18 protein-coding genes are annotated in these 22,453 nt (G+C 73.3%); 9 read left to right on the top strand and 9 right to left on the bottom strand.

The window, feature by feature from the left end; translation table 11 throughout:
• Positions 1 to 10 precede the first annotated feature (10 nt).
• Positions 11 to 3,118: an AfsR/SARP family transcriptional regulator gene (locus OG702_RS29100; protein WP_327291908.1), complete on the top strand. Its 3,108-nt coding sequence runs from the start codon at positions 11 to 13 to the stop codon at positions 3,116 to 3,118.
• A gap of 375 nt (positions 3,119 to 3,493) precedes the next feature.
• Here OG702_RS29100 and OG702_RS29095 read toward each other — a convergent pair whose 3' ends face one another.
• On the bottom strand, positions 3,494 to 4,492 hold the full coding sequence (locus OG702_RS29095) for a zinc-dependent alcohol dehydrogenase family protein (protein WP_327293420.1): 999 nt from the start codon (positions 4,490 to 4,492) through the stop codon (positions 3,494 to 3,496).
• Positions 4,493 to 4,556: 64 nt separating this feature from the next.
• Positions 4,557 to 6,287 (bottom strand): multicopper oxidase family protein, encoded by a 1,731-nt coding sequence (locus OG702_RS29090; protein WP_327291907.1) that lies wholly within the window; start codon positions 6,285 to 6,287, stop codon positions 4,557 to 4,559.
• Between the two features lie 438 nt (positions 6,288 to 6,725).
• Between OG702_RS29090 and OG702_RS29085 the strand changes: the two genes are divergently transcribed.
• On the top strand, positions 6,726 to 7,766 hold the full coding sequence (locus OG702_RS29085) for a LacI family DNA-binding transcriptional regulator (protein WP_327291906.1): 1,041 nt from the start codon (positions 6,726 to 6,728) through the stop codon (positions 7,764 to 7,766).
• A gap of 1 nt (position 7,767) precedes the next feature.
• Here OG702_RS29085 and OG702_RS29080 read toward each other — a convergent pair whose 3' ends face one another.
• From OG702_RS29080 to OG702_RS29065, 4 genes are all read right to left on the bottom strand, one after another.
• Entirely contained in the window at positions 7,768 to 8,166 is a 399-nt protein-coding gene (locus OG702_RS29080) for a VOC family protein (RefSeq protein WP_327291905.1), read from the bottom strand.
• Between the two features lie 89 nt (positions 8,167 to 8,255).
• Positions 8,256 to 8,693 (bottom strand): SRPBCC family protein, encoded by a 438-nt coding sequence (locus OG702_RS29075; protein ID WP_327291904.1) that lies wholly within the window; start codon positions 8,691 to 8,693, stop codon positions 8,256 to 8,258.
• A gap of 62 nt (positions 8,694 to 8,755) precedes the next feature.
• Positions 8,756 to 9,739 carry a phosphotransferase family protein gene (locus OG702_RS29070; RefSeq protein WP_327291903.1) on the bottom strand — a complete coding sequence of 328 codons (984 nt, stop codon included), beginning with the start codon at positions 9,737 to 9,739 and terminating at the stop codon, positions 8,756 to 8,758.
• A gap of 404 nt (positions 9,740 to 10,143) precedes the next feature.
• Entirely contained in the window at positions 10,144 to 11,622 is a 1,479-nt protein-coding gene (locus OG702_RS29065; RefSeq protein WP_327291902.1) for an SDR family NAD(P)-dependent oxidoreductase, read from the bottom strand.
• A gap of 174 nt (positions 11,623 to 11,796) precedes the next feature.
• Here OG702_RS29065 and fahA point away from each other — a divergent pair, with 174 nt between their 5' ends.
• The gene (fahA, locus tag OG702_RS29060) at positions 11,797 to 13,032 is read left to right on the top strand and encodes a fumarylacetoacetase (RefSeq protein ID WP_327291901.1); all 1,236 of its coding nucleotides are present in this window, start codon (positions 11,797 to 11,799) and stop codon (positions 13,030 to 13,032) included.
• 52 nt (positions 13,033 to 13,084) lie between these two features.
• On the opposite strand, the gene OG702_RS29055 is transcribed toward fahA, so the two are convergent.
• Positions 13,085 to 14,245, bottom strand: coding sequence for an ROK family transcriptional regulator (locus tag OG702_RS29055; protein ID WP_327291900.1), 1,161 nt, complete (start codon positions 14,243 to 14,245; stop codon positions 13,085 to 13,087).
• A 124-nt stretch (positions 14,246 to 14,369) separates the two neighbouring features.
• Here OG702_RS29055 and OG702_RS29050 point away from each other — a divergent pair, with 124 nt between their 5' ends.
• From OG702_RS29050 to OG702_RS29030, 5 genes are all read left to right on the top strand, one after another.
• Entirely contained in the window at positions 14,370 to 15,707 is a 1,338-nt protein-coding gene (locus OG702_RS29050; protein ID WP_327291899.1) for a glycoside hydrolase family 36 protein, read from the top strand.
• Positions 15,704 to 16,579, top strand: a complete 876-nt coding sequence (locus tag OG702_RS29045; RefSeq protein WP_327291898.1) for a carbohydrate ABC transporter permease — start codon at positions 15,704 to 15,706, stop codon at positions 16,577 to 16,579. Before OG702_RS29050 ends, OG702_RS29045 begins: the two co-directional genes overlap by 4 nt.
• A gap of 9 nt (positions 16,580 to 16,588) precedes the next feature.
• Positions 16,589 to 17,395 carry a carbohydrate ABC transporter permease gene (locus OG702_RS29040; protein ID WP_327291897.1) on the top strand — a complete coding sequence of 269 codons (807 nt, stop codon included), beginning with the start codon at positions 16,589 to 16,591 and terminating at the stop codon, positions 17,393 to 17,395.
• An 8-nt stretch (positions 17,396 to 17,403) separates the two neighbouring features.
• Positions 17,404 to 18,732, top strand: coding sequence for an ABC transporter substrate-binding protein (locus OG702_RS29035; RefSeq protein WP_327291896.1), 1,329 nt, complete (start codon positions 17,404 to 17,406; stop codon positions 18,730 to 18,732).
• Between the two features lie 188 nt (positions 18,733 to 18,920).
• Positions 18,921 to 20,528 carry a beta-N-acetylhexosaminidase gene (locus tag OG702_RS29030; RefSeq protein ID WP_327291895.1) on the top strand — a complete coding sequence of 536 codons (1,608 nt, stop codon included), beginning with the start codon at positions 18,921 to 18,923 and terminating at the stop codon, positions 20,526 to 20,528.
• A 62-nt stretch (positions 20,529 to 20,590) separates the two neighbouring features.
• Here the strand turns inward: OG702_RS29030 and OG702_RS29025 are convergent, their stop codons facing one another.
• Both OG702_RS29025 and OG702_RS29020 read right to left on the bottom strand, forming a co-directional pair.
• Positions 20,591 to 21,208, bottom strand: coding sequence for a DUF642 domain-containing protein (locus OG702_RS29025; RefSeq protein ID WP_327291894.1), 618 nt, complete (start codon positions 21,206 to 21,208; stop codon positions 20,591 to 20,593).
• A 118-nt stretch (positions 21,209 to 21,326) separates the two neighbouring features.
• Complete coding sequence (locus OG702_RS29020) at positions 21,327 to 21,578, bottom strand: helix-turn-helix domain-containing protein (protein WP_327291893.1); 252 nt, start codon at positions 21,576 to 21,578, stop codon at positions 21,327 to 21,329.
• A 545-nt stretch (positions 21,579 to 22,123) separates the two neighbouring features.
• Here OG702_RS29020 and OG702_RS29015 point away from each other — a divergent pair.
• Positions 22,124 to 22,384 carry a DUF397 domain-containing protein gene (locus OG702_RS29015; RefSeq protein WP_327291892.1) on the top strand — a complete coding sequence of 87 codons (261 nt, stop codon included), beginning with the start codon at positions 22,124 to 22,126 and terminating at the stop codon, positions 22,382 to 22,384.
• Positions 22,385 to 22,453: the final 69 nt, after the last annotated feature.

Below are 22,453 nucleotides of genomic sequence, written 5' to 3'. Positions count from 1 at the left end.
GAGCGTGCTGGTGGAGGTCGACATCCTGGTCCTGGGCCCGGTGGAGTTATGGGTCGGCGGGCAGCGGGAGATGTACGGCGCCGCCAAGGCGTCGCACCTGCTGGCCGCCCTCGCCGTCGACGCCGGGCGCTCGGTCCCGCTCGACACCCTGGCCGGCCGGCTCTGGGACGACTCGCCGCCCGCCAAACCGGGTGCCTCGCTACACACCTACGCGACCCGGATCCGCCACAAGCTCGGCCATGACCGGGTGGCACAGCAGTCCCACGCCTACCGGCTGGACATCGAGCCGGACGCGGTCGACCAGCACCGCTTCGAGCGGCTCACCGCCCAGGCCCGCTCGCTGGCCGCCAGCGGCGACGACACCGAGGCGCTGGCGCTGCTGCGGCAGGCCGAATCCCTGTGGCGCGGTACGCCGTTGACCGGCTTCACCGGCCTGTGGACCGAACAGGTCAGGCGGCGGCTCACCGAGCTGCGTACCGGCGCGAGGGTGCTGCGCGCCGAGATCGAGGTACGCGCCGGCCGGTTCGCCCGCGCCCTCGACGATCTGACGCCGCTGATCGAGCAGCACCCGCTGGACGAGACGGTCGCGGCGCTGTTCATGACCGCGGCCTACGGCTGCGGCCGGCAGTCGGACGCGCTGCGGGCCTACGACGCGCTGCGCCGGCGGCTGCGCGAGGAGGGCGCGGAGCCGGGCGAGGCGCTGGTCCGCGTCCACCGCGGCATCCTGGACCGCGCGCCCGCCGGTGAGTTGCCGGGCCGCCGCTCCCCCGGCCCCGCCCCGCCGGCGCCGTACAACCTCCCCGCGCACAGCGGGGTGCTGATCGGGCGTGCGGAGGAGTTGCGGGCGCTGCGCGCGGCGGCACCGGGGGTGGTCGCGTTCCAGACCGTCACCGGGATGGTGGGGGTGGGCAAGACCCAGCTCGCCCTGCACACCGCACGCAGGCTGGCCCGGCACTATCCGGCGGGCCAGATCTATCTCAACCTCCAGGCGCACTCCGGACGCACGCCGATGTCCCCGCAGGCGGCGCTGGCCACGCTGCTGCGGCACTTCGGCGTTCCCGCCACCGGCGTACCGCGCCACCAGGACGAGCTCACCACCTTGTGGCGAACCGTGCTCAGCAGCCGGCGGGCCATCGTGGTGCTGGACGACGCGGCGGGACCGGAGCAGATCAGGCCGCTGCTCCCCGGCGACTCCGCCTCGCTCGTCATCGTCACGAGCCGCCGGCGCCTGACCGGGCTGCCAGGCGTCCGCCATGTGGTGCTCGACGTGCTCTCGCCGGCCGACGCCGAGAAGCTGTTCAGCACGCTCGCCGAGGACGGCAGGCGGCACGACCCGGCCGACGTGGCCGAGCTCGCCCGGCTGTGCGGATACCTCCCGCTCGCGGTGGAGTTGATCGCGGCCCGCCTCAGGTCGCGCCCCAGCTGGACCGCCGCGCACCTGGTCGGCCGGCTCTCTGACGGGCCCGGCCCGCTCGCCGAGATCCGCGACGGCCGGCACGAGATCGCCACCGCCTTCGCGATGTCGTACGAGACGCTGCCGCCGACGCACCAGCGGGTCTTCCGCCTGCTCAGCCTGCATTTCGGCCCGACCTTCTGCCCGCAGGCCACCGCCGCCCTGGTCGGGCTGCCGCTGCCGGACACCGAGCGCGTCCTGGAGGACCTGCTCGACGCCCACCTGGTCCGCGAGCCCGCGCCCGAACGGTACGAGCTGCACGATCTGCTGGCCGCGTACGCGCGCTCGCTGGTGGACCGGGAACCGGCCGCGGAACGCGACACCGCGCTCGGCCGGCTGGCCTCCTTCCACCTGCACGCGGTGGCCGCCGCCGACCGCGTGCTCTTCGACCGGCGCCCCCGTCTCGACCTCGGCACCGGCGGCTCCCCCTTCGCGCTGCCGGCCTGGACCGGCAGTTCCGACGCCAGGGCCTGGCTGCGGGAGGAGACCGACGCCCTGGTGGCCGCCGAGCTGCACTTCCGCGGCCGCGGCGACGCCTTGCAGGCCGCGCGCCTGGCCCACGTGGCGGCGGGCCTCCTCGACTCCGAGGGCCTGTGGGCGGAGGCGGAGCGGATGCACACACACGCGGCCGGCTGGTGGCGGTCGGCGGGCGAGCGCGCCCCCGAGGCCCACGCCCTGCTGGCGCTGGCCGCGGCCCAGTCCCAGACGGGCCGCTACGACGCGGCGGGGCGGACGGCCCGCCGCGCGCGGGAGGTGGCCGTCGACGTCGGCGACACGGCGACCGAGGCGGAGTCCCTGCGGGAGCTGGGGCTGCTGGACTGGAACCTCGGCCGGCTGAAGGAGTCCAGGACCCTGCTGAGCGCGGCGCTGCGCCTGCGCGAGCGCTTGGGCGATCCGTGGCATGTCGCCAGGTGCCGCAACAACCTGGGCATCACCCTGCTGCACCTGGGCGAGCACGCTCCGGCGGCGGAGTGCTTCCGCCAGGCGCTGGCCGGCTTCGTCCGCACCAGGGATCCGCGAGGCGAGGCGCAGGCGCTCAACAACCTCGGCGACTTCCATCTGCACCTGGGGGAGACGGAACTGGCGCGTACCGCCTTCCGGCGCTCCCTGGACATCGTCTCGCGGGTGGGCAGCCGCGCGGAAACAGCCGTTGCCCGGCTCAATCTGGCCAACACGATGCCCATTCCCGACGAACTGCCCGCCGCGCTGGAAATGCACCGCGAGGCGTTGGCGGTATTTCGCAATATCGGCGACAAAAGGAACGAGGTCGTCACCCTCAACGCGATAGGCACGGCACTGCTCGGCGCGGGGCAGCACGCCGAGTCGGCCGCCCATCACGCGGCGGCGCTCGCACTGGCGCGGAACATCGGGGCCACCCAGGAGGAGATCCAGGCCCTGCGCGGCGTGGGCCTGGCGGATCTGCGGGCGGGACGCAGCCAGGCATGCGGGGAGCAGCTGTCGGCCGCACTGCTCATCGCGCGCCGGATCGGCGCCGAGGAGGAGGAAGCACGCACACATTCCGCGCTGGCGGAGCTGTACATGGCGGTCGGCGACCGCGCCGAGGCCGCTTCCCATTTGCGGTCGGCATATTCCATTCACGCAAAATCGAACAAGTGGGAATCCGATCGCACACGGGACAGGCTGGCGCAATTGCAGGGCTCATGAATCCGCAGGCCAACCGCACTGCGACGGTACTACTGACGTACTACCGATATTTGCGGTGTTCCTGAGACGCGTGGTGTGATCATCGGGCGGCCGCATTTCATCCACCATCGTCGCGTAAAGGAACATCCGTGCTTCCTGCAGCACCACCCGTGCCGGCACCTGCCGAGGTCTTCACCGCCACCGCTTACCGTCCGGTGGCAGAAAAGCCCGCGCCGCCGGAAATCGCCGGTCCTGGCATATACGCGGAATCCACGCGCTCGGTCGCCGTGGTCTACCGGCCCGATCAGTGCATGCCCTCACGTACGAGGGTCGCCGCACTCTGACGGCGCCGTCGCCCGCCGCCGCGGTGAGGCCGGGGGCACGAACGCCCTGGCCTCACGGCACCAGCACCGCCGCGCCGTTGACGCGGTCCGCGGCGAGGTCGGCGAGGGCGCGGGGGGCCGCGTCGAGGGGGTAGCGCGTCACCGTGGCGCGCAGGCCGATGCGGGCCGCCGTCGCGAGGAAGTCCGCACCGTCGCGGCGGGTGTTCGAGGTGACGCTGCGGAGGTCGCGCTCCTGGAAGAGGTGGCGCTCGTAGTTCAGCGACGGGACGTCTGTGAGGTGGATGCCGGCCACCGCCAGCGTGCCGCCGCGGTCCAGGGCGGAGAGGGCGACCGGGACCAGCGCGCCGACCGGGGCGAAGAGGACGGCCGCGTCGAGAGGCTCAGGCGGTCCCTCCGAGGCGTCGCGGGCGGAGGACGCGCCCAGCGACAGGGCGAGCTCGCGGGCGGCCGACGAGCGGGTCAGGACGTGCACGGTGGCACCGTCGGCCACCGCGACCTGCGCGGTCAGGTGCGCGGAGGCGCCGAAGCCGTAGATGCCGAGCCGGCCGCGCGGCGGGAGTTCGCTGCGGCGCAGGGCCCGATGGCCGATGATGCCCGCGCAGAGCAGCGGTGCCAGCTGCGCCGGGTCGGCGTCGGGCGGCAGCGGGTAGGCGTAGTCGGCGGGCAGCAGGGTGCGGTCGGCGAAGCCGCCGTCCGCGTCCCAGCCGGTGTAGGCGGAGAACGGGCACAGGTTCTCCCGGCCGAGCCGGCAGTAGCGGCAGACCCCGCAGGTGCCGCGCAGCCAGGCGCCGCCGACCCGGTCGCCGGGCGTGAAGCGGGTGGCCTCCTCGCCCGCGGCCACCACCCGGCCGACGATCTCGTGGCCGGGCACGGTGGCCGGGTGGTGCGGGGAGAGGTCGCCCTCGGCCAGGTGCAGGTCGGTGCGGCACACCCCGCACGCCTCCACCTCGACGAGCAGTTCACCGGGGCCGGGGGCGCGGATCTCCCGCTCGACGCGCACCAGCGGCTCCTCGGCGGCCGGCGCCGGCGAACCGACCCCCCAGCCCCGCATCCGCACCGTCTCGTCGAAGGCCATGCCTCCAGCATGCGACCGGGGCGGGGCCCCGGCAATCGGCTCAGCCGGGGATGCGGTAGCGGGCCATCATGCAGTCGTCCTCGTGGTCGAGGATGTGGCAGTGCCAGACGTAGCCCTGCAGCCGCATGCCGCCCATGGCCATGAAGGACGCGTCGGGGTCGAAGCCCAGTTCGGCCGCCGCGGGGAAGCGGACCAGCACCCGGGTCACCATGCCGGGCGGGCAGCCGACCGTGTCCTTGGCGCCCGCCTCCCACGCCGCGGGCACCTGCGCGGTCCCGAGCAGGTAAGGGTCGACGGACGGCGACCAGGCGGTACCGGGCGCCGGGCGCGGATTGGCCTTGGCGTAGGCCGCCACGTCGAAGCGCTGCCGGTCGACGATCCGCATGTGCACCAGGTGCAGGTGCATGGGGTGCGCCTCGGAGGAGGCGTTGACGAACTCCCACACCTCGGCGGTGCCCTGCCGGGGGGTGAGCATCGGCCCGTCGTCGTAGCGCAGGTTGTTCATCATCATCCCGGCGAGCGGCCACCCGGCGGCCATGGCCGGTGTGAGGGTGACGGTCCGGCGCGGGACGGTGCCGGCGGCGGGCGGCGCGGGCAGCAGCGCGGGGCGGCCCACGCCGCCGCGCAGCGTGGCGGGCGGCGGTGTGGCGAAGCCGCGTACGCCGGTGCCCACGAAGCGGATGATCTCGGCGGGCGGCACCACGCCGGTGGCCGCCACCACCACCGGTGACTCCTGCTGGTCGTTGGTCAGGTCCACCTGGTCGCCCGCGGCCAGCGCGCCGAAGTCCACGACGAGGTCGAGGCGTTCGCCGGGCGCGAGGCGTACGGCCGCGGTGCGGGCCGGCGCGTCCAGCAGCCCCGCGTCGTTGCCGACCACCCAGAAGGGCATCTGGTTGCTGAAGAACAGCCGGTAGCCGCGGGCGTTGGATGCGTTGAGCACCCGGAAGCGGTAGAAGCCGCGGGCCACCTGCAGATACGGCGCCACCACCCCGTTGACCGTCATCAGGTCGCCGAAGGTGCCGCCCTCCCAGTGCCCCTGCGGCACCTTGCGGGTGGTGCGGAAGTTCAGCGACCCGTCGGCCTGGAAGCGGCGGTCCGCGAGCGTCAGCGGCACCTCGAACTCACCGCTGGGCAGGCCGAGCGCGTTGCCCGCGGTGCCGGTGTCGTACGCGTCGCGCAGCAGGTACATGCCGGCCAGGCCGGCGACCGCGTTGAGCCGGGTGATGCCCATCGCGTGGTCGTGGTACCAGAGGTGGGCGGCGTCCTGCCCGTTGGGATGGCGGTACGTCATGCTGCCGCCGGGCCGGAAGCTGTGCTCGGGGTGCCCGTCCGCCTCCGGCGGGGTGACCGCGCCGTGCAGGTGCACCGACGTGCGCGGCTGCCCCCGGTCCAGCTCCGAGGCGCCCTCCAGCGTCGGATCGATGTCGGCGGCGAACAGGTGCCCGGCGTCGAAGGTGTTGCGGAACGTCAGCGCCACCGGTTCGTCGCGCTGCGCCTCGACGGTCGGCCCCAGATACGGCTGCCCGCCGTACGACCAGGTCCTCGCGACCCCCAGATCCCGGTGGAACCGGTGGGTGGCCGCGCCCATCGCGATCGTACGGTCGCCCGTCAGCACCGGCGGCACGGGCAGTTCGTCGACGTAGGGCGTCAGGCGGGGCGAGGCGTACGTCAGCGCGACCGCCGCGCGGGCGGAGCCGAACCCCTCCATCCCGGCCAGGACGCCGAGGCCTCCGGCGGCGAGCAGCGAGCGACGGGACGGGCCGTGCGGCATGCGGGCTCCTCTGGGGGTAGGCGCGCTTGACGATAAGCAGTCATATGACTCATCGTCAACCATTTCCGACTGTGTCGGGCCCATGCGCTGCCGCGCCCCGGGGTGAGTGCCACTTGCGGTGGCCCTACGCGTGCAGGCGCGTCCTGCCTTGTCGCGCAGTTCCCCGCGCCCCTGGGGGTGCCCTCTGCGCGGAGGGTGAGCGTTTTTCAGGGGCGCGGGGAACTGCGCGACAAGCCACCGCGCACCGGAACTGCGAACGCCACCGCAAGTGGCAACCTCTCAGGGGCGCGGGGAACTGCGCGCTCAGCCACGGCGGCGGGAAAGGCGCGACACCACCGCAAGTGGCACTCACCGGGGGAACCCCCAGAGGCGCGCTGGGGGCGCGGGGGGATACGTTCGCGGGGCGCCGACGAGGTGGCGGGGAGAGAGGGGGGTGCCGTGGGCGGCACAGGGGAAAGGCCGGGCGGGAAGACGCTGGCGGTGATCGCCGCGGAGGCCGGAGTCTCGGTCTCCACCGTCTCGAAGGTGCTGCACAACCGCTCGGACGTGGCCGCCCGCACCCGGGCGAGGGTCCAGCGGCTGCTGGCCCAGCACGGCTACCCGGCCGCCAGGAGCGGCCCCGCCGCCACCGCCCTGGCTCCCGGCGGCCTGATCGACTTCGTGGTCAACGAGCTGGACGGCTCGTGGGCCGTCGAACTGATCCGCGGCGCCGAGGAAGCGCTGGACGCGGTCGGCATGGGCCTGGTCGTCTCGGCGGCCCACGGCCGCGAGGGCCCGGCCAGGCGCTGGCTGGACTCGCTCGCCGCCCGCCGTACGCTCGGCGCGATCCTGGTGGTCCCGGAGCTGGACCAGGATCAGCACCGGGAGCTGCGCGCCCTCGGCATCCCCTTCGCCGTGATCGCCCCGGCCGACGAACCGCCGCCCGGCGTGCCGTGGGTGGGCGCCACGAACTGGCCGGGCGGCCTCGCCGCCACCCGGCACCTCGTACGGCTCGGCCACCGCAGGATCGCCGTGATCGGCGGCCCGCCGCACCGGCTGGCCTCCCGCGCCCGGGTGGACGGCTACCGTTCCGCGCTGGAGGAGGCGGGCCTGCCGTACGACCCGGCGCTGGTCCGCTACGGCGACTTCACGAACGAGCCCGCCTACCACCACGCCCTCGACCTGCTGCGGCTGCCCGACCGGCCGACCGCGATCTTCGCGGGCAGCGACCAGCAGGCGCTGAGCACCTACCGTGCCGCGGCCACGCTGGGGCTGCGGGTGCCCGCGGACGTGAGCGTCGTCGGCTTCGACGACCTGACCTTCGCCGAGTGGGTGACCCCGCGGCTGACCACCGTACGCACCCCGCTCGCGGAGATGGCCGCGCTGGCCGCCGGGATGGTGCTGCGGCTGCTCGGCGGCGGGCAGCCGGCCAGCACCCGGGTGGAGGTCGCCAGCGAGCTGGTCGTACGCGACAGTTGCGCGCCGCCGCCCGCGCGCTGAGTCAGGCCGCCGCCGGCGGGACGTGGAAGATCTCCCAGAGATGGCCGTCCAGGTCGTGGAAGGCGCGGGTGTGCATCGGCGACGCCTCCTCCGTGGCCTTCGCCGCCATGCCGCCCGCGGCCACCGCGGCGGCGCCCATCCGGTCCACCGCCTCCGCCGTGTCCTGCGACACCGCGATGATCACCCCGGTGGAGGCGGCGGTGTCGGTGAGCGCCCGGCCGGAGAAGGTGGCGAAGTAGGCCTCGTCGAGCAGCATGACGAAGTTGCTCTCGCCGACGACCATGCAGGCCGCCTTGTCGTCGGTGTAGTCCGGGTCGAAGCCGAAGCCGGTCGCCTCGAAGAAGGCCTTGGACGCGGGCAGGTCCTTCACCGGGAGGTTGACGAACATCTTGCTCGGCATGCTTTCCGCCTCTGCTCGTGGTGAGTGTCTCGCCCAGGTAGGACCGGCGGTCGGCGCGGAACTCATCGGTGCCGCCCGCGGCGCGTCGTTCAGCCGGCCAGCAGGGTCTCCACGACCCGGCCGAACACCCGCTGCCCCGCGAGCCGGGTGAGGCCGTCGAAGACCCGGGGCACCAGGCGTACGCGCAGGTCCTCCTCCCAGCGGACGTACGAGCCCGCGCCGTCCGGGCCCACCGCGATCTCGGCCCAGCCGGTGACGATCCGCCCGGTCTTCACCAGGCGGCAGCGGCCGGTGCCGCCGCGCGCGGTCGGCGGCTGCCACGCGGCGACCCGCATCGGGTCGCTGAACGAGACGCGGCCGAGGCCGGTGCGGGCGACGAAGACCGTGCCGGCGCCGGACGGGGGCGGGGTGAGGACATCGATCCGGGTCAGCGGCACGGTGGCACTGTGGGCCTCCCACGTGGTCAGCCGCCGCCAGGCCTCGGCCGGCGGCAGCGCGGTGCGGCGCTCGATCACGAACCTGGGCACGCGGCGAGCGTACCGGCGCCGGGGGCGTGCCCCGGCGCCGACACTCCCCCGCGCCCGCGCGGTCAGCCCCCGGTACGGCTGCGCAGCCACTCCAGGGCGGCCACGCCCTGGGCCGCCTGGAAGGGGCGCAGGGTGGGCAGGCCGGGCGGGGCCGGCAGGCGCGCGCTGCCGAGGAGATAGCCCGCGAAGGCCGCAAGCACCGCCGTCACGGCGTCGGGGTCGGCGCCGGCGGCGACCTCGTGGGCGTCGAAGAGCTGCTGCGGGGGCGGGCCGCCCTGCATGCGGACGCTGGGCAGCATCAGCAGCAGGTCGAACCAGCGCGCGGCCCGGGACGCCCAGGGCCAGTCGACGACGACCACCCGGCCGTCCGGGGTGAGCAGCAGGTTGTCGGCGCGCAGGTCGCCGTGCGCGAGGGTGTCCCCCGCCGCGCCCGCCGCCCAGCCCGCCTCCAGCTCCGCGAGCGCGCCCAGGTGGCCTACCGCCCAGGGGTCGAGCCCCGCCAGATCGTCGGTGCCGGCCGCGTGCGCGGCGGCGATGTCGCGCCAGTTGTGGAAGGAGCCGGCATGGCTCTCGGTGACGGGCGGCACGTCGACCGGGCTTGGGGTGAGGACGGCGGCCAGGTCGCCGACCACGGACATCACGCGGGCGAGCTCGGCGGGCCGCCAGGGCTGCGCCGGGGTGCGGCCCTCGATGTCCTCGAAGAGCAGCACCACCCAGCCGTCCCGGTCGAAGTCGGCGAGCAGGCGTGGCGCCGGCACCTGAGAGGGGAGGGCGCGGGCGACGCGGGCCTCGCTGCGGTGGATGCGGGGGCTGTCGGGGTTCTGGGCCGCGCTGACCGCCTTGACGAAGGCGCGGCGTCCGCCGGCGAGGCGGAGGCGGGCGGCGACGCCCGGGGAGAAGCCGCCGAGCTGCGTCTCGGCGGCGACGATCCTGGCGTCGAGGTGGCCCTCGACGGCCGCCCGTAGCCCGGCGGGCACGGCTTCCCACGGCGCCCGCACGCCCACGGCGCGTGGCGCCTGACCCGGGGTGACCACCTCATCGCTCACCCGGTCATCTTCCCCTGCGGCGAGCTCGTCGGGCCATCGAGTTTTCCCGGCGCCCCGGGGGGTGATTGCCACGTGCGGTGGCGCCGCTGCTTCCCCGCCGTCCCGGCTGGGCGCGCAGTTCCCCGCGCCCCTGGGTGGTTGCCACGTGCGGTGGCGCCGCTGCTCTCCCACCATCGTGGCTCGTCGCGCAGTTCCCCGCGCCCCTGAAAGCGCTCGCCCTCTCGGCAGAGGGCAACACCCCAAGGGCGCGGGGAGCCACGACGCGCGCGCAGGCGAAAGCCCACCGCAAGGGGCACTCACCCAAGGGCGCGGGGAACTGCGCGCTCAGCGCAGACGCACCGCAGCATGCGAACGCCACCGCAAGTGGCAAGCACCCCCAGGACGCGCCCGCGGGCGGTGGCGGGTTACCAGGCGGCGGGGGCGTAGTCCTTCAGGAAGCAGCCGAAGAGGTCCTCGCCCTGTTCGCCGCGCACGATCGGGTCGTAGACCCGTGCCGCCCCGTCGACGAGATCGAGTGGCGCGTGGAAGCCCTCAGCGGCGAGCCGGACCTTGTCGGGGTGGGGGCGCTCGTCGGTGATCCAGCCCGTGTCGACCGCGGTCATCAGGATGCCGTCGGTGTCCAGCATCTCCTGCGCACTGGTGCGGGTCAGCATGTTGAGCGCGGCCTTGGCCATGTTGGTGTGGGGGTGCCCGGCGCCCTTGTAGCCGCGCGAGAACTGGCCCTCCATTGCGGAGACGTTGACCACGTACTTGCGCCGGGCCGCCGCCGCGGCCATCGCCGGCCGCAGCCGGCTGACCAGCACGAAGGGCGCCGTCACATTGCACAGCTGGACTTCGAGCAGCTCCACCGGGTCGACCTCGCCGACCGTCTGCACCCAGGTGTTGGACGGGTCCAGGTCGGGCACCAGCCCGCCCGCGTCGATGGCGGTGCCCGCCTCGATCCTGGCGAGCGAGGCGGACCCGCTGACCAGCGCGAGGCCGGTGACGTCCTGCGCGGTGAGGCTCTCGCCGCGGGGCGCGGGCAGTGCGGCGGCGGTCTGGGCGCCGCTGCCGAAGGCGCCGAAGACCTCGGTGGCGGGCAGCTCGCCGGCCGGCAGCGGCGCGGCCTCGGCGGCGACCAGTTCGCGGTAGGCGCCCGGGGAGCGGCGTACGGTCTGGGCGGCGTTGTTGATCAGGATGTCCAGCGGGCCGTCCGCGGCGACGGAGTCGGCCAGCGCCACCACCTGGGCGGGGTCGCGCAGGTCGATGCCGACGACCTTGAGCCGGTGTATCCACCGGTCGCTGTCCGGCATCGCCTTGAAGCGGCGGACCGCGTCGTTGGGGAAGCGGGTGGTGATGGTGGTGTGCGCGCCGTCCCGCAGCAGCCGCAGCGCGATGTACATGCCGATCTTGGCGCGGCCGCCGGTGAGCAGGGCGCGCCGCCCGGTGAGGTCGGTGCGGGCGTCGCGGCGGGCCCGGTTCTCGCGCGCGCAGTCCTGGCACAGCTGGTGGTAGAAGGCGTCGACCTCGACGTAGCGGGTCTTGCAGACGTAGCAGGACCGGGGGCGTTCCAGGATGCCGGCGATCTCGGTGCTGACCGAGGCGGTGAGCTGGACGCCGAGCGTCTCGTCGTCGATGCGGTCGGCGGCGCCGGTGGCGGTGGCCTCGGTGACGGCCTTGTCGTTGGCGGTCTTGGCGGCCCTGCGTTCCTGGCGGCGGCGCTGCTTGACCATCCGGTAGACGCCGGCCGTCGCGCGGCGCACCGCGATGGCGTCGGGGTGGTCGACGGGCAGCTCGTCGAGCTCGGCGAGCACGGCCAGGCAGACCTCGAGGCGTGCCGGGTCGATGCCGGGCTCGTCCTCCTCGGGTCCGAGGTCGTGAAAGTCCTGCACTGTCGCCGTCATCCCGCCGCTGCTCTCCCTGTCCGCCCGGGTCCGCGCGGGTCCCCGGGGCCGCCCGGGTACGCTCCCGGGCCTCGGGCCGAACTTTACGTTTGACCTGCGGGCAGCTCCAAACCCGGCGGCCGGCGGCCGGCCGGTAGTCTCGGGGCGTTTCCGCCGCCGAGCCCTGGAGGTCCGTTGAGCGCCGAGAGCCCGTTCGCCGTGCCGGACGACGATCCGTTCGGGGTGCACAACCTGCCGTACGGGGTCTTCCGCACCGCCGCGCAGCCGCGGCCGCGTATCGGGGTCCGCTTCGGCGACCGGGTGCTGGACGCGGGGGCGGCAGCGTGGGCGGTCGGGGCGCCCGCGGAGGTCGTGGAGCTGCTGGCCGCGCCGCTGCTCAACCCGCTGCTGGCGGCGGGGCGGCCGGCGTGGACCCGGGTGCGGGCGGCGCTCACCGAATGGATGACCGCGGAGGAGCACCGGGCCGCGGTGGGACCGCTGCTGGTGCCGCTGGCGGAGGTCGCGCTGGAGCTGCCGTTCGAGGTGGCCGACTACGTCGACTTCTACGCCTCCGAGCACCACGCGGCGAACGTCGGCCGGATCTTCCGGCCCGGCGCCGAGCCGCTGACGCCGAACTGGAAGCATCTGCCGATCGGCTACCACGGCCGGGCCGGCACCGTCGTGGTGTCGGGGTCCCCGGTGGTGCGGCCGTGCGGGCAGCGCAAGGCGGCGGGCGAGGCGGCCCCGTCGTACGGGCCTTCGCTGCGGCTGGACGTCGAGGCGGAGCTGGGCTTCGTGGTGGGCGGTGCCTCGGAGCGCGGCTCGCGGGTCGCGATGGCGGCGGCCGACGACCATGTCTTCGGGGTGTGCCTGCTCAACGACTGGTCGGCGCGCGACGTGCAGGCCTGGGAGTACGTGCCGCTGGGGCCCTTCCTCGGCAAGTCCTTCGCGACCTCGGTCTCGCCGTGGGTGGTGCCGCTGGACGCGCTGTCCCACGCGCGGACGGCCCCGCCGGCGCGCGACACCCCGCTGCTGCCGTATCTCGACGACAGCGATGTGCGGCCGCCGTGCGGTCTGGACATCGCCATGGAGCTGCGGCTCAACGGGCACACGCTCTCCCGGCCGCCCTTCGCGGCGATGTACTGGACGTACGCGCAGATGCTGGCGCATCTGACGGTGAACGGGGCGAGCCTGCGCCCCGGTGACCTCTTCGCCTCCGGCACGGTCAGCGGCCCGGAGCCGGACGGTGTCGGCGCCCTGATCGAGCTGACCCGCGGCGGGGAGCGGCCGGTGGAGCTGCCGGACGGAACCCGGCGGGCGTTCCTGGCGGACGGCGACGAGGTGGTCATCGCAGCGACCGCCCCTGGCCCGGCCGGTGTCCGGATCGGCCTCGGCGAGGTCGCGGGCCGGATCGAGCCCGCCCGACCGTAAGCCGTGTCTGACAGATCCCGCCTGGCCCGCGGCGCCTAACCGTGGCCGCAAGTCACCTCGGCGGGGCGATCGAGCCGGGGCCCGTACCGAAGAACTCCTGGTCCAGGTGGGCCACCGCCCGGCCGACCGCCCCCAGCGCCACGCACTCCTCGCCGAGCGTGGAACCACGCAGCTCCGGCATCCGCAGGCACACCTCCTCAAGCCGGGCCCGCAGCAGCGGCAGCAGGACGTCGGCGGCGCGGGAGAAGCCGCCGCCGAGGACGACGAGTTCGGGGTCGAGCGTCAGCACCATCGCCGACGCGCCGAGGGCGAGGTCGTCGGCGTAGCGCTCCACGGCGGCGACGGCGACGGGGTCGCCCTCGCGGGCGGCGTCGAAGGTGTGACGGGCGGCCTCGCCCTTGGAGACGCCGGGCGGCACGACCGGGCAGTCGTGCAGGTAGTCGGCGGCGGTGGCCCAGTGCGTGACCGGGTGCAGGCCGACCTCGCCGGCCGCGCCGCCGAATCCGCGGTGCACGGCGCCGCCGATGATCAGCGCCGCGCCGGTGCGCCGCCCGGCGTGCAGGAAGACGGCGTCGTTGACGCCCTGGGCGGCGCCCCGCTCCCGCTCGGCGAGCGCGGCGAGCCGGGCGTCGTTCTCCACGTGGACGGTGCAGGAGAACAGTTCGGCGAGGCGGGCCGGCAGGTCGACGCCGGCCCAGCCGTGGATGCCGGCCGAGATCTGCACCCGGCCCTCCCGGTCCACCACGCCGGTGGTGCCGGCCGACACGCTCCACAGGTCGCCCTGGCCGAGCCCGGCGGCGGCCAGGCAGCCGGCGACGGCCCTGGACGTCGCGGCGAGCCGGTCGGCGGTGGGTGTCTCGGGGGCGACGGTCTGCCGGGTCTCGGCCAGCACGTTGCCGTCGAGGTCGGCGACGGCCGCCCGGACCGTGTGCACACCGATGTCGACGCCGGCGACGTGCCCGCCGTCGGCGCGGAAGCGGTAGCGGCGGGCCGGGCGGCCGATGCCGCCCGTCGAGGGCGGGACCTCCACCACCCACCCGAGCGCCACCAGTTGGTCGACGACGTCCTTGGTGGAGGGCCGTGACAGGCCGGTCTGTTCGGCGACCGCGGTCAGCGTCAGCGGCTTCGCACCGCGCAACGCCCTGATGACAGCGAGGGAGTTGAGGTGGCGCAACCGGGACAGGTCGCCGCCGAGCGAGGCCAGAGTCGCCATCTTTAAAGAGGTCTCCTTCGTAAAATCCTGCACGTTTCATTGCCCAAGGCGTGCAGTAGGGGCTACTAATGGTCCACTCTTTCATAACTAGCGTCCAGAGCATGCGGCAAAAGGGGAGGCTTCCATGCGGTTCGACGAGGTCGGTGAGATCAGCTGCGACCCGCGCCGGGCACGGGTCTTCGAGCAGGGCTGGCAGTCCTGGAGCCCGACCGGCACCTACCGGATCGGCGACCCCGCGCCACGGCCGGCCACGCCGCTCAACCAGATCCTGTGCTACCGGCCGGACACCCCCGTGCCGGACGGCAGTTACCAGGGCGAGGGCATGCTGGCCGTCGACCCCGGTGACGGCGGACCGGTGCGGCTGTGGTCGGGGACCGGGCCCGGCGGGATCCCGTCGGTGCGGCTGCGGGCCGAGGACGGCCGGCTGGTGGTCTCGGCGAACGGGCCGGTCGCCGAGACGCCGTACGACGGCGGCATCGAGGCGGCGCTGGCCGGCTGGGCCGACGCGGTCGCCGCGGAGCGGGGGCCCCGGCCGATCAGGGCGGCGCCGCCGCTGTGGTGCAGCTGGTACGGCTACTGGGACAAGGTCACCGAATCCGACATCGCCACCGAGATCGCCCTGATCCGGCGGCACGCCCTCGACGTCGACACCATCCTCCTGGACGACGGTTACGAGGCGGGGATCGGCGACTGGCTGGTGGACCGCCCGGGCTTCGGCTCGACGGCCGCCACCGCCGACCGGATCAGGGGCGCGGGCAAGCGGGCGGGGATCTGGGTCGCGCCCTTCCTGGTCGGCGCCGCGAGCACGCTGCACCGCGAGCACCCGGACTGGCTGGTCGGCGGCGCGGACGCGGGCCACATGTGGGACCAGGACCTGCGGGTGCTCGACGTCACCCACCCGGACGCCGCCGAGTATCTGGCCGGTGTCTTCCAGGAGTTGAGCTGGCAGGGCTTCACGCACTTCAAGCTCGACTACGTCTACGCGGGCGCGCTGCCGGGTCGCCGGCACGCCGACATCCACCCCGAGGACGCCTACCAGCTGGGCCTTCGGCTCATCCGGCAGGCGGTGGGCGACGACGCGACGCTGCACGGCTGCGGAGCGCCACTGATCCCGAGCATCGGCCATGTGGACATCATGCGAGTCGGCCCCGACGTCGCGCCGTACGTACAGCCGAAGTCGGGCGACATCAGCCAGCCGGGCCAGCTCAGCGCCCGACTGGCAAGCCAGGCGCGGGAGTTCCTGCACGCGCGCTGGTGGGTCAACGACCCGGACTGCGTCATCGTGCGGCCGGGGGTCGAGGAGCGCGAGCAGTGGGCGGCCTTCGTCGCCGGCAGCGGCGGCCTGCGCGGCGCCAGCGATCCGCTGGGCGCACTGGACGACTGGGGCCTGGCGACGACCAGGGAACTGCTGCGGCCGGCCGCCATGGCGCCGACGCTGATACCTGCGGAGCCGGCCCGGTGAGGAACAGACGCAACCTGACGGCGTACGCCTTCCTGCTGCCGAGCCTGTTCGGGGTCTTCGCCTTCCTGCTGCTGCCGGTCGCCATCGTGGCGGGCGTCAGCCTCTTCCACTGGGAGCTGCTGGACTCCCCGACCTTCACCGGACTCGCCAACTACCGCAGGCTGGTGCACGACGGGGGTGTACGGCACTCGCTGCTGGTGACGGTGTTCTACGTACTGCTCACCATCCCGGTGCAGACCATCCTCGCCGTGGTCCTGGCACTGCTGCTCAACCAGCGCGTCCGCGGGGTGAAGTTCTTCCGGGCGCTGTACGTGGTGCCCTGGATGGCCACCCCGATCGCCATGGGCCTGGTGTGGAGCTGGATCTTCGACCCGGCCAACGGCGCCCTCAACAAGTTCCTTTCCGTGGTCGGCATCGACGGGCCCGCGTGGCTCAACGACACCACCTTCGCGCTGCCGGCGGTCGCCGCGGTGCAGATCTGGCAGTACACGGGCTACAACATGCTGTTCTTCCTGGCCGGCCTCCAGGGCATCCCCGCCGAGCTCTACGACGCGGCGGCCACCGACGGGGCCTCGCCGCTGCGGCAGTTCGTGCACATCACGCTGCCGCTGCTCAACCCCACGATGTTCTTCGTGCTGGTGACCAACGTCATCGGCTCCTTCCAGGTCTTCGACACGCTCTACGTGATGACCGAGGGCGGTCCCGGCGACAGCACCGAGGTGCTGAACTTCCGGATCTTCCAGACCGCCTTCCAGCAGTTCGACTTCGGCTACGCCTCCGCCATGGCGATGCTGCTGTTCGCGCTGATCCTCCTCATCACGCTGCTCCAGGTCCGCTACTTCAACCGGCGCACCACCTACGACATCAGCTGAGGAGGCTCGATGAAGAAGCCCGCGATCTACGGGGTGCTGAGCGTCGGCGCCTTTCTGACCCTCTTCCCCTATCTGCTGGTGGTGCTGACCACCTTCAAGACCCGAAGCGACCTCTACTCCACCAAGCCCTGGCTGCCGGCCGTACCGCCGTCGCTCGACAGCCTGCACCGGCTGGCCGACTCCGGTTTCCTGACCTACGTCGGCCACACCGCGCTGATGACGGCGGTGCTGACGGTGGGGCAGCTGACCTTCACCACCTTCGCCGCCTACGCCTTCGCCCGGATGGAGTTCCGCGGCCGCGAGGTCCTGTTCTGGTGCTACCTGGCGACGATGATGGTGCCGAACGTCGTCACCATGATCCCGCTGTTCCTGATCATGCGTCAGCTGCACCTGGTCAACACCTGGTTCGGGCTGCTGGCCCCGTACATCCTCGGCACGCCGTACGGGATCTTCCTGATGCGGCAGTTCTTCCGCACCATCCCCACCGACCTGGAGGACGCGGCCCGTATCGACGGCGCCGGTCCGCTGACCGTCCTGTGGCGGATCCTGCTGCCGCTGTCCCGGCCGGCACTCGGCACGCTGGCGATCATCACCACCGTCCAGAGCTGGAACAACTTCCTGTGGCCGCTGATCATCTCCAGCGGCGACGACACCAAGGTGGCCACCGTCGCCATCGCCACGCTCCGGCAGAGCATCGGCGGCGACTACAACCTCATGATGGCCGGCAGCCTCGTCGCGCTGTTCCCCATGGTCGTCATCTTCCTGTCCTTCCAGAGATTCATCGTCCGCTCCGTGGTGCTCACGGGTCTCAAGTGAGGTGTGTCATGCAGGGAATCGCCAGAAGAACCCTCGGCAGGCGGCTGGCAGCCGCCGCGACCGGAATAGTCCTGGTGGCGGCCGCCACCGCCTGCGGCGGCGGCTCGTCGGGCGCCGGCGGCAGGACCCACCTGGTCTACCGCACCTGGGACGACCAGCAGAAGATCGGCCTGGAGAAGGTCATGAAGGCCTTCGAGGCGACCCACCCGAACATCGACGTCTCGGTCGAGCTGCTCCCCTACGACCAGTACTGGACCAAGCTCACCGCCGACGTGGTGGCCGGCACCGCACCCGACCTGTTCTGGATGCAGACCACCGAATTCCCGGACTTCGTCACCAAGGGCGTGCTCGCCGACCTGTCCGGCGACATCAAGGACACCTCGATCTACAACAAGACCGTGGTGGACGCCTACACCTACCAGGGCAAGCTCTACGGGGTGCCCAAGGACATGGGTGACGTGGCGATGCTCTACAACAAGGACCTGCTCGCCAAGGCCGGCATCACCATGCCCGACCAGCTCACCTGGGCGCCGGACGGCTCCGGCACCTTCCTGCCGCTGCTGCGCAAGCTCACCGTCGACGACCAGGGCCGGCACCCCGACGACCCGGGCTTCGACGCCAAGAAGGTCAAGACCTGGGGCTTCGCGTCCTGGAACCACTACCAGACGCAGTGGATGAACTGGATGGTCTCCAACGGCGGCCAGCTCATCGACAAGCCGTTCGGGAAGTTCGCCTTCAACAGCCCGCAGGACGTGGCAGCTCTGCAGTGGGGCGTGGACCTGTCCCGCAAGTACCACGTCTCGCCGCCCGCGACGCAGACCAACCCGCCGACCGGCCAGGCCACCGAGATGTTCGAGCGCGGCCAGGTCGCGATCTTCCCGGCGAACAACGCGCTGCTGCCGTACGTGAAGCCCGCGGTGAAGTTCCAGATCGGCGTGGCGTCGATGCCGGCCGGTCCCGCAGGGCGCGCGGTCAACGTCAACGGGCTGTCCGAGGCGGTCTACGCCAAGTCCCGGCACCTGCCGCAGGCCAAGGAGCTGGCCCGCTACCTGGCCACGCCCGACGCCCAGAAGATCATGGGCGACGCCGGCTACGTCTTCCCGGCGATCGACAGCCTCAGCCAGGGATACGTCGACTACTGGAAGGCCCAGGGCATCGACGTCGGCCCCTACGTCGAGGAACGCAAGGGCAAGACCTTCAACCTGCCGATCGTGCCCGGCTTCTCCGGCGCCGAGCAGGGCCTGAACCAGACGTTCAACCAGATCTACCTCGGTGGTCTGAGCCCGCAGAAGGGCGCGGACCAGGCAGTCAAGGACGCCAACGCCCAGCAGAAGTGAGGACCCGTGCACCTCAGCAGACGTTCCCTCCGTGCCGCTGCCGTCGCGGCCGGCGCGCCCGCACCGACCGGCGGCCGCGCCGCCACCGCGGGCGGCCCCCTCTGCGCCCCGCCCCGGGGCCCGGAGTCCGGGTCGGTCGCCGTCGGCGCGGACGATCCCCGGCGGAAACCCCGGCAGGAAGGGGCCTGGTGATCATCCCCGAACCGGCCCGCAGCGCCGCGCGGCCGGGCTCGTACGCCCTCGGGCCCGCCACCACGCTCTCCGCTGAGCCCGCGCTTGCGGCGGTCGCCGCCGTCCTGCGCGAGCAACTGGCCCCGCCGACCGGCTGCTCCTTCCCCGACGGGCCGGGCGGCATCGTGCTCGGCCTGGACGGGGCGCTGGCCGCGGAGGAGTACCGGATGTCCGTCACCCCCGAGGGGGTGCGGATCACCGCGGGGGACGCCGCCGGCGCGTTCTACGGGGTGCAGACCCTGCGCCAACTGCTGCCGCCGCCCGTCTTCCGGCGGGCGGCGGTGGCGCCGGAGTCGGGTTGGGAGGTGCCCTGCGTCGAGATCGAGGACCGGCCGCGGTTCGGCTGGCGCGGCTGCCTGCTGGACGTGGCACGGCACTTCGTGCCGAAGGCGGACGTGCTGCGGCTGATCGACCTGCTGGCGCTGCACAAGCTCAACGTGCTGCACCTGCACCTGACCGACGACCAGGGCTGGCGGCTGGAGATCCGGCGCTATCCGCGGCTGACCGAGGTGGGCGCGTGGCGCCGGGAGAGCTCCCCCGGCTGGAACGAGGCCGGTGACGGGCGCCCGCACGGGGGCTACTTCACCCAGGACGACATCCGGGAGATCGTCGCCTTCGCCGCCGCCCGGCACGTCACCGTGGTGCCCGAGGTCGACATCCCCGGCCACACCCGGGCCGCGATCGCGGCCTATCCCGAACTGGGCCACGCCGAGCGGCCGTTGGAGGTCGGCACCCGGTGGGGTGTCGGCTCCGACATCCTCAATGTCGCGGAGCCCACGCTGAACTTCTTCCACCATGTCTTCGAGGAGGTGATGGAGCTCTTCCCCGGCCCGTACATCAGCGTCGGCGGCGACGAGTGCCCCAAGGACCAGTGGCGGGACAGCCCCGCCGCGCAGGCCCGCATCCGCGAGCTGGGTCTGGGCGGCGAGGACGAGCTGCAGAGCTGGTTCATCGGCCGCTTCGCCGCGCAGCTCACCGGCAGCGGGCGGCGGCTGCTCGGCTGGGACGAGATCCTGGAGGGCGGGCTGCCGCCCGGCGCGACCGTGGTGTCCTGGCGCGACCACCACGGGGCGGTCAGGGCGGCGGAGGCGGGGCATGACGTCGTCACCAGCCCGGCGCGCTCGGTCTACCTCGACTACCGCCAGTCGGGTGACCCGCGCGAGCCGGTCCCGGTGGGCACGGTGCTGTCGCTGGCCGAGGTGCACGCCTTCGAGCCGGTGCCGGCCGAGCTGCGCGGGACTCCCGCGCAGGACCGGGTGATCGGCGCCCAGTGCGCGCTGTGGACCGAGGCGATGGACTCCCCCCGGGTCATCGACTACCACGCCTTCCCGCGGCTGAGCGCCTTCGCGGAGACCGTGTGGTGCACCGGGGCGCGGGACTTCGCCGGCTTCACCGCCCGGCTGCCCGCCCACCTGCGGCGACTTGACGCGATCGGCGTCGAGTACCGCCGCGCGGAGGGCCCGTTGCCCTGGCAGACCCGGCCCGGAGTGCGCGGCCGGCCGGTCGAACTGGCCGACTACCTGGCCGGCGTGGCCGCGGACACCCGCAACATCCGCGAGGCGTAGGCCCTGCCGGCGGCAGGCGCCCGGGAGCCGCCCGGGCGCCTGCCGCCCTGTGGTGCGCGGGATCAGCTGGAAGGCACCCGGCTCGGCTTCGCGGGGCCGCCGGTCACCGTGCCGAAGGCCTCGGGCGGCGGCGCGGGGCGGCCGGCACCCGCGGACAGGGTGAGGCCGGTGATGAGCGCGGCCCTGCCGCCCCGGGGGGAGGCGCTGAACTCGACGGTCACGTTCACGCCCGCCGGGACGAACTCGACCGAGCGGCGGCACCAGCCCGCTCCCGCCGTCTCCGCCGGCGCGAAGACCTCCTTCTTCAGCCCCGGACCCCTGGCGGTGTCGACCGGGCGGACCACGACCGTGTACTCCTGCTCCCCGGCGATCCGCTCGGATCCGCCGGACAGGTCGGGCGACTCCATCCAGCTGATGGTGGTCCTGCGGCCTGGCGTGGTGCGTACGGTCTGGCTGACCGCCCCGGCCTGCCCGGGCTCCTCGCCCTTGAGCCGCAGCGCCTGGCTGCCGGCGGTCCCGGCGGGGCGGGCCCCGGGGGGCAGCGCGACCAGCTGGACGGCGTCCTGGATGACCTCCCAGCCGGGGATGCCGTCGCGGTTCTTGCCGGTGAAGAGCTTCTGCTTCTGCGCGGCCCCGATGCCGGGCTCCGCGAAGTCGGGGTTGGTGATGTCGCGGGCCATGGTCTTCCTTCCCTTGACTACTCCAAGATTCCACCAAGGGTCCCGGCGGCCCGCAACACGACGGCGGCCGCCCGGCGCCCCCGCCGGGCCCGGAGCGGCGACGGGCCGGCGAGCGGTCTCAGTCGAGGTGCCGGTGCGGGGCCGCCCTGAGCCTCGCGTCCTCCCACACCTTGCGCAGCACCAGCGGGTCGGCCCCGCAGACCTGGGCGAACCGCTCGGTGAGGCTCCAGCCGGGGAAGCACTCACCCGACAGGATCGTGGCGGTGTCCGCGGCCGGCAGGCCCAGCCGGGCGGCCAGCGACCGCAGCGGTATCCCGGAGGCGCGGTGCAGCTGGGTGAGGACCGGCGCGAGGTGGGAGCGGGCTGGCAACGGTCCTCCCTCCCCGGAGCGGTGCGGGGTGCGGGCGTACGCGGGAGCCCGGCGCGTCCGGCGGTCCGGCGCCTGCCGGGGAAACGGGTGGGAGCATTCCGCTTCTGCTTCCAGCCTGCCCCACAATGGGCCGGGTACCCAGCCGCCCGCGACCCGGCCGCACCGCCGCCGACCCGCCGGACGGCGGCGCCCCTTCCTTGACCCCGCCGTGCAAGGGGCACCCGCACCGGGGGATGTTGTGGTTCGCCCCCTCCCGGGTAAGCGCAGGTGAGCGGTACGCGCGGTCTCCGTGCGCGTCCCGGCGCGCCGGAGCGCGGCACCGGGAACCGTATGCCACCGGCGCTTTGCGGCACTCCGGCGCGCGGCCGGCAAAAAAAGTTGCCCCAGGCGCGCATTTGCAGAATCGGTGCACCCCGCGGAGCGTTCCCGCGTCGGCCTGGAGCGCATGAAGCCGCCGGTGACCGGTCATCCTTCACATGGGACCGCCTCATCTGCATTTGCAGACAGCGGCCTTGATCGTCCGACCCGACCCGGAAAGAGGACTCGTGAGCAGTCACCAGCATGGTGCGGATCAAGAGAAACACCTGATGGGAGCCGACAGTTCAGGCGGCTTAGCCGTCGCGTGGCAGAAGAGCTCATACAGCAACCACCAGAGCGCGTGCGTGGAAATGGGCAGGATCGGTCGGGAAATGATCGGCTTCCGCGACTCGAAGGACCCCGAAGGGGCGGTTCTGGCCTTCCAATGCACCGCAGTACGGGCATTCGTTGCCGCCGTGGCCGCCGACGAGTTCACTGAGGGACGGTAACCGGCCGCCTGTATTGGCAACTTCCGATCTCATATGACTGAGGCAGGATGAGGGGGCCACGAAACCGCC

The organism is Streptomyces sp. NBC_01198, from assembly GCF_036010485.1.
Classification (GTDB): Bacteria; Actinomycetota; Actinomycetes; order Streptomycetales; family Streptomycetaceae; genus Actinacidiphila.
This window is presented reverse-complemented; position numbering and strand designations above follow the sequence as displayed.

Bases quoted from the DNA above. Each gene is read 5' to 3' on its own strand.
- OG702_RS29095 (WP_327293420.1), bottom strand. From the start codon at position 4,492: ATGCGGGGCTGGGGGGTCGGTTCGCCGGCGCCGGCCGCCGAGGAGCCG.
- OG702_RS29090 (WP_327291907.1), bottom strand. From the start codon at position 6,287: ATGCCGCACGGCCCGTCCCGTCGCTCGCTGCTCGCCGCCGGAGGCCTC.
- OG702_RS29080 (WP_327291905.1), bottom strand. From the start codon at position 8,166: ATGCCGAGCAAGATGTTCGTCAACCTCCCGGTGAAGGACCTGCCCGCG.
- OG702_RS29065 (WP_327291902.1), bottom strand. From the start codon at position 11,622: ATGACGGCGACAGTGCAGGACTTTCACGACCTCGGACCCGAGGAGGAC.
- OG702_RS29055 (WP_327291900.1), bottom strand. From the start codon at position 14,245: ATGGCGACTCTGGCCTCGCTCGGCGGCGACCTGTCCCGGTTGCGCCAC.
- OG702_RS29050 (WP_327291899.1), top strand. From the start codon at position 14,370: ATGCGGTTCGACGAGGTCGGTGAGATCAGCTGCGACCCGCGCCGGGCA.
- OG702_RS29040 (WP_327291897.1), top strand. From the start codon at position 16,589: ATGAAGAAGCCCGCGATCTACGGGGTGCTGAGCGTCGGCGCCTTTCTG.
- OG702_RS29035 (WP_327291896.1), top strand. From the start codon at position 17,404: ATGCAGGGAATCGCCAGAAGAACCCTCGGCAGGCGGCTGGCAGCCGCC.
- OG702_RS29025 (WP_327291894.1), bottom strand. From the start codon at position 21,208: ATGGCCCGCGACATCACCAACCCCGACTTCGCGGAGCCCGGCATCGGG.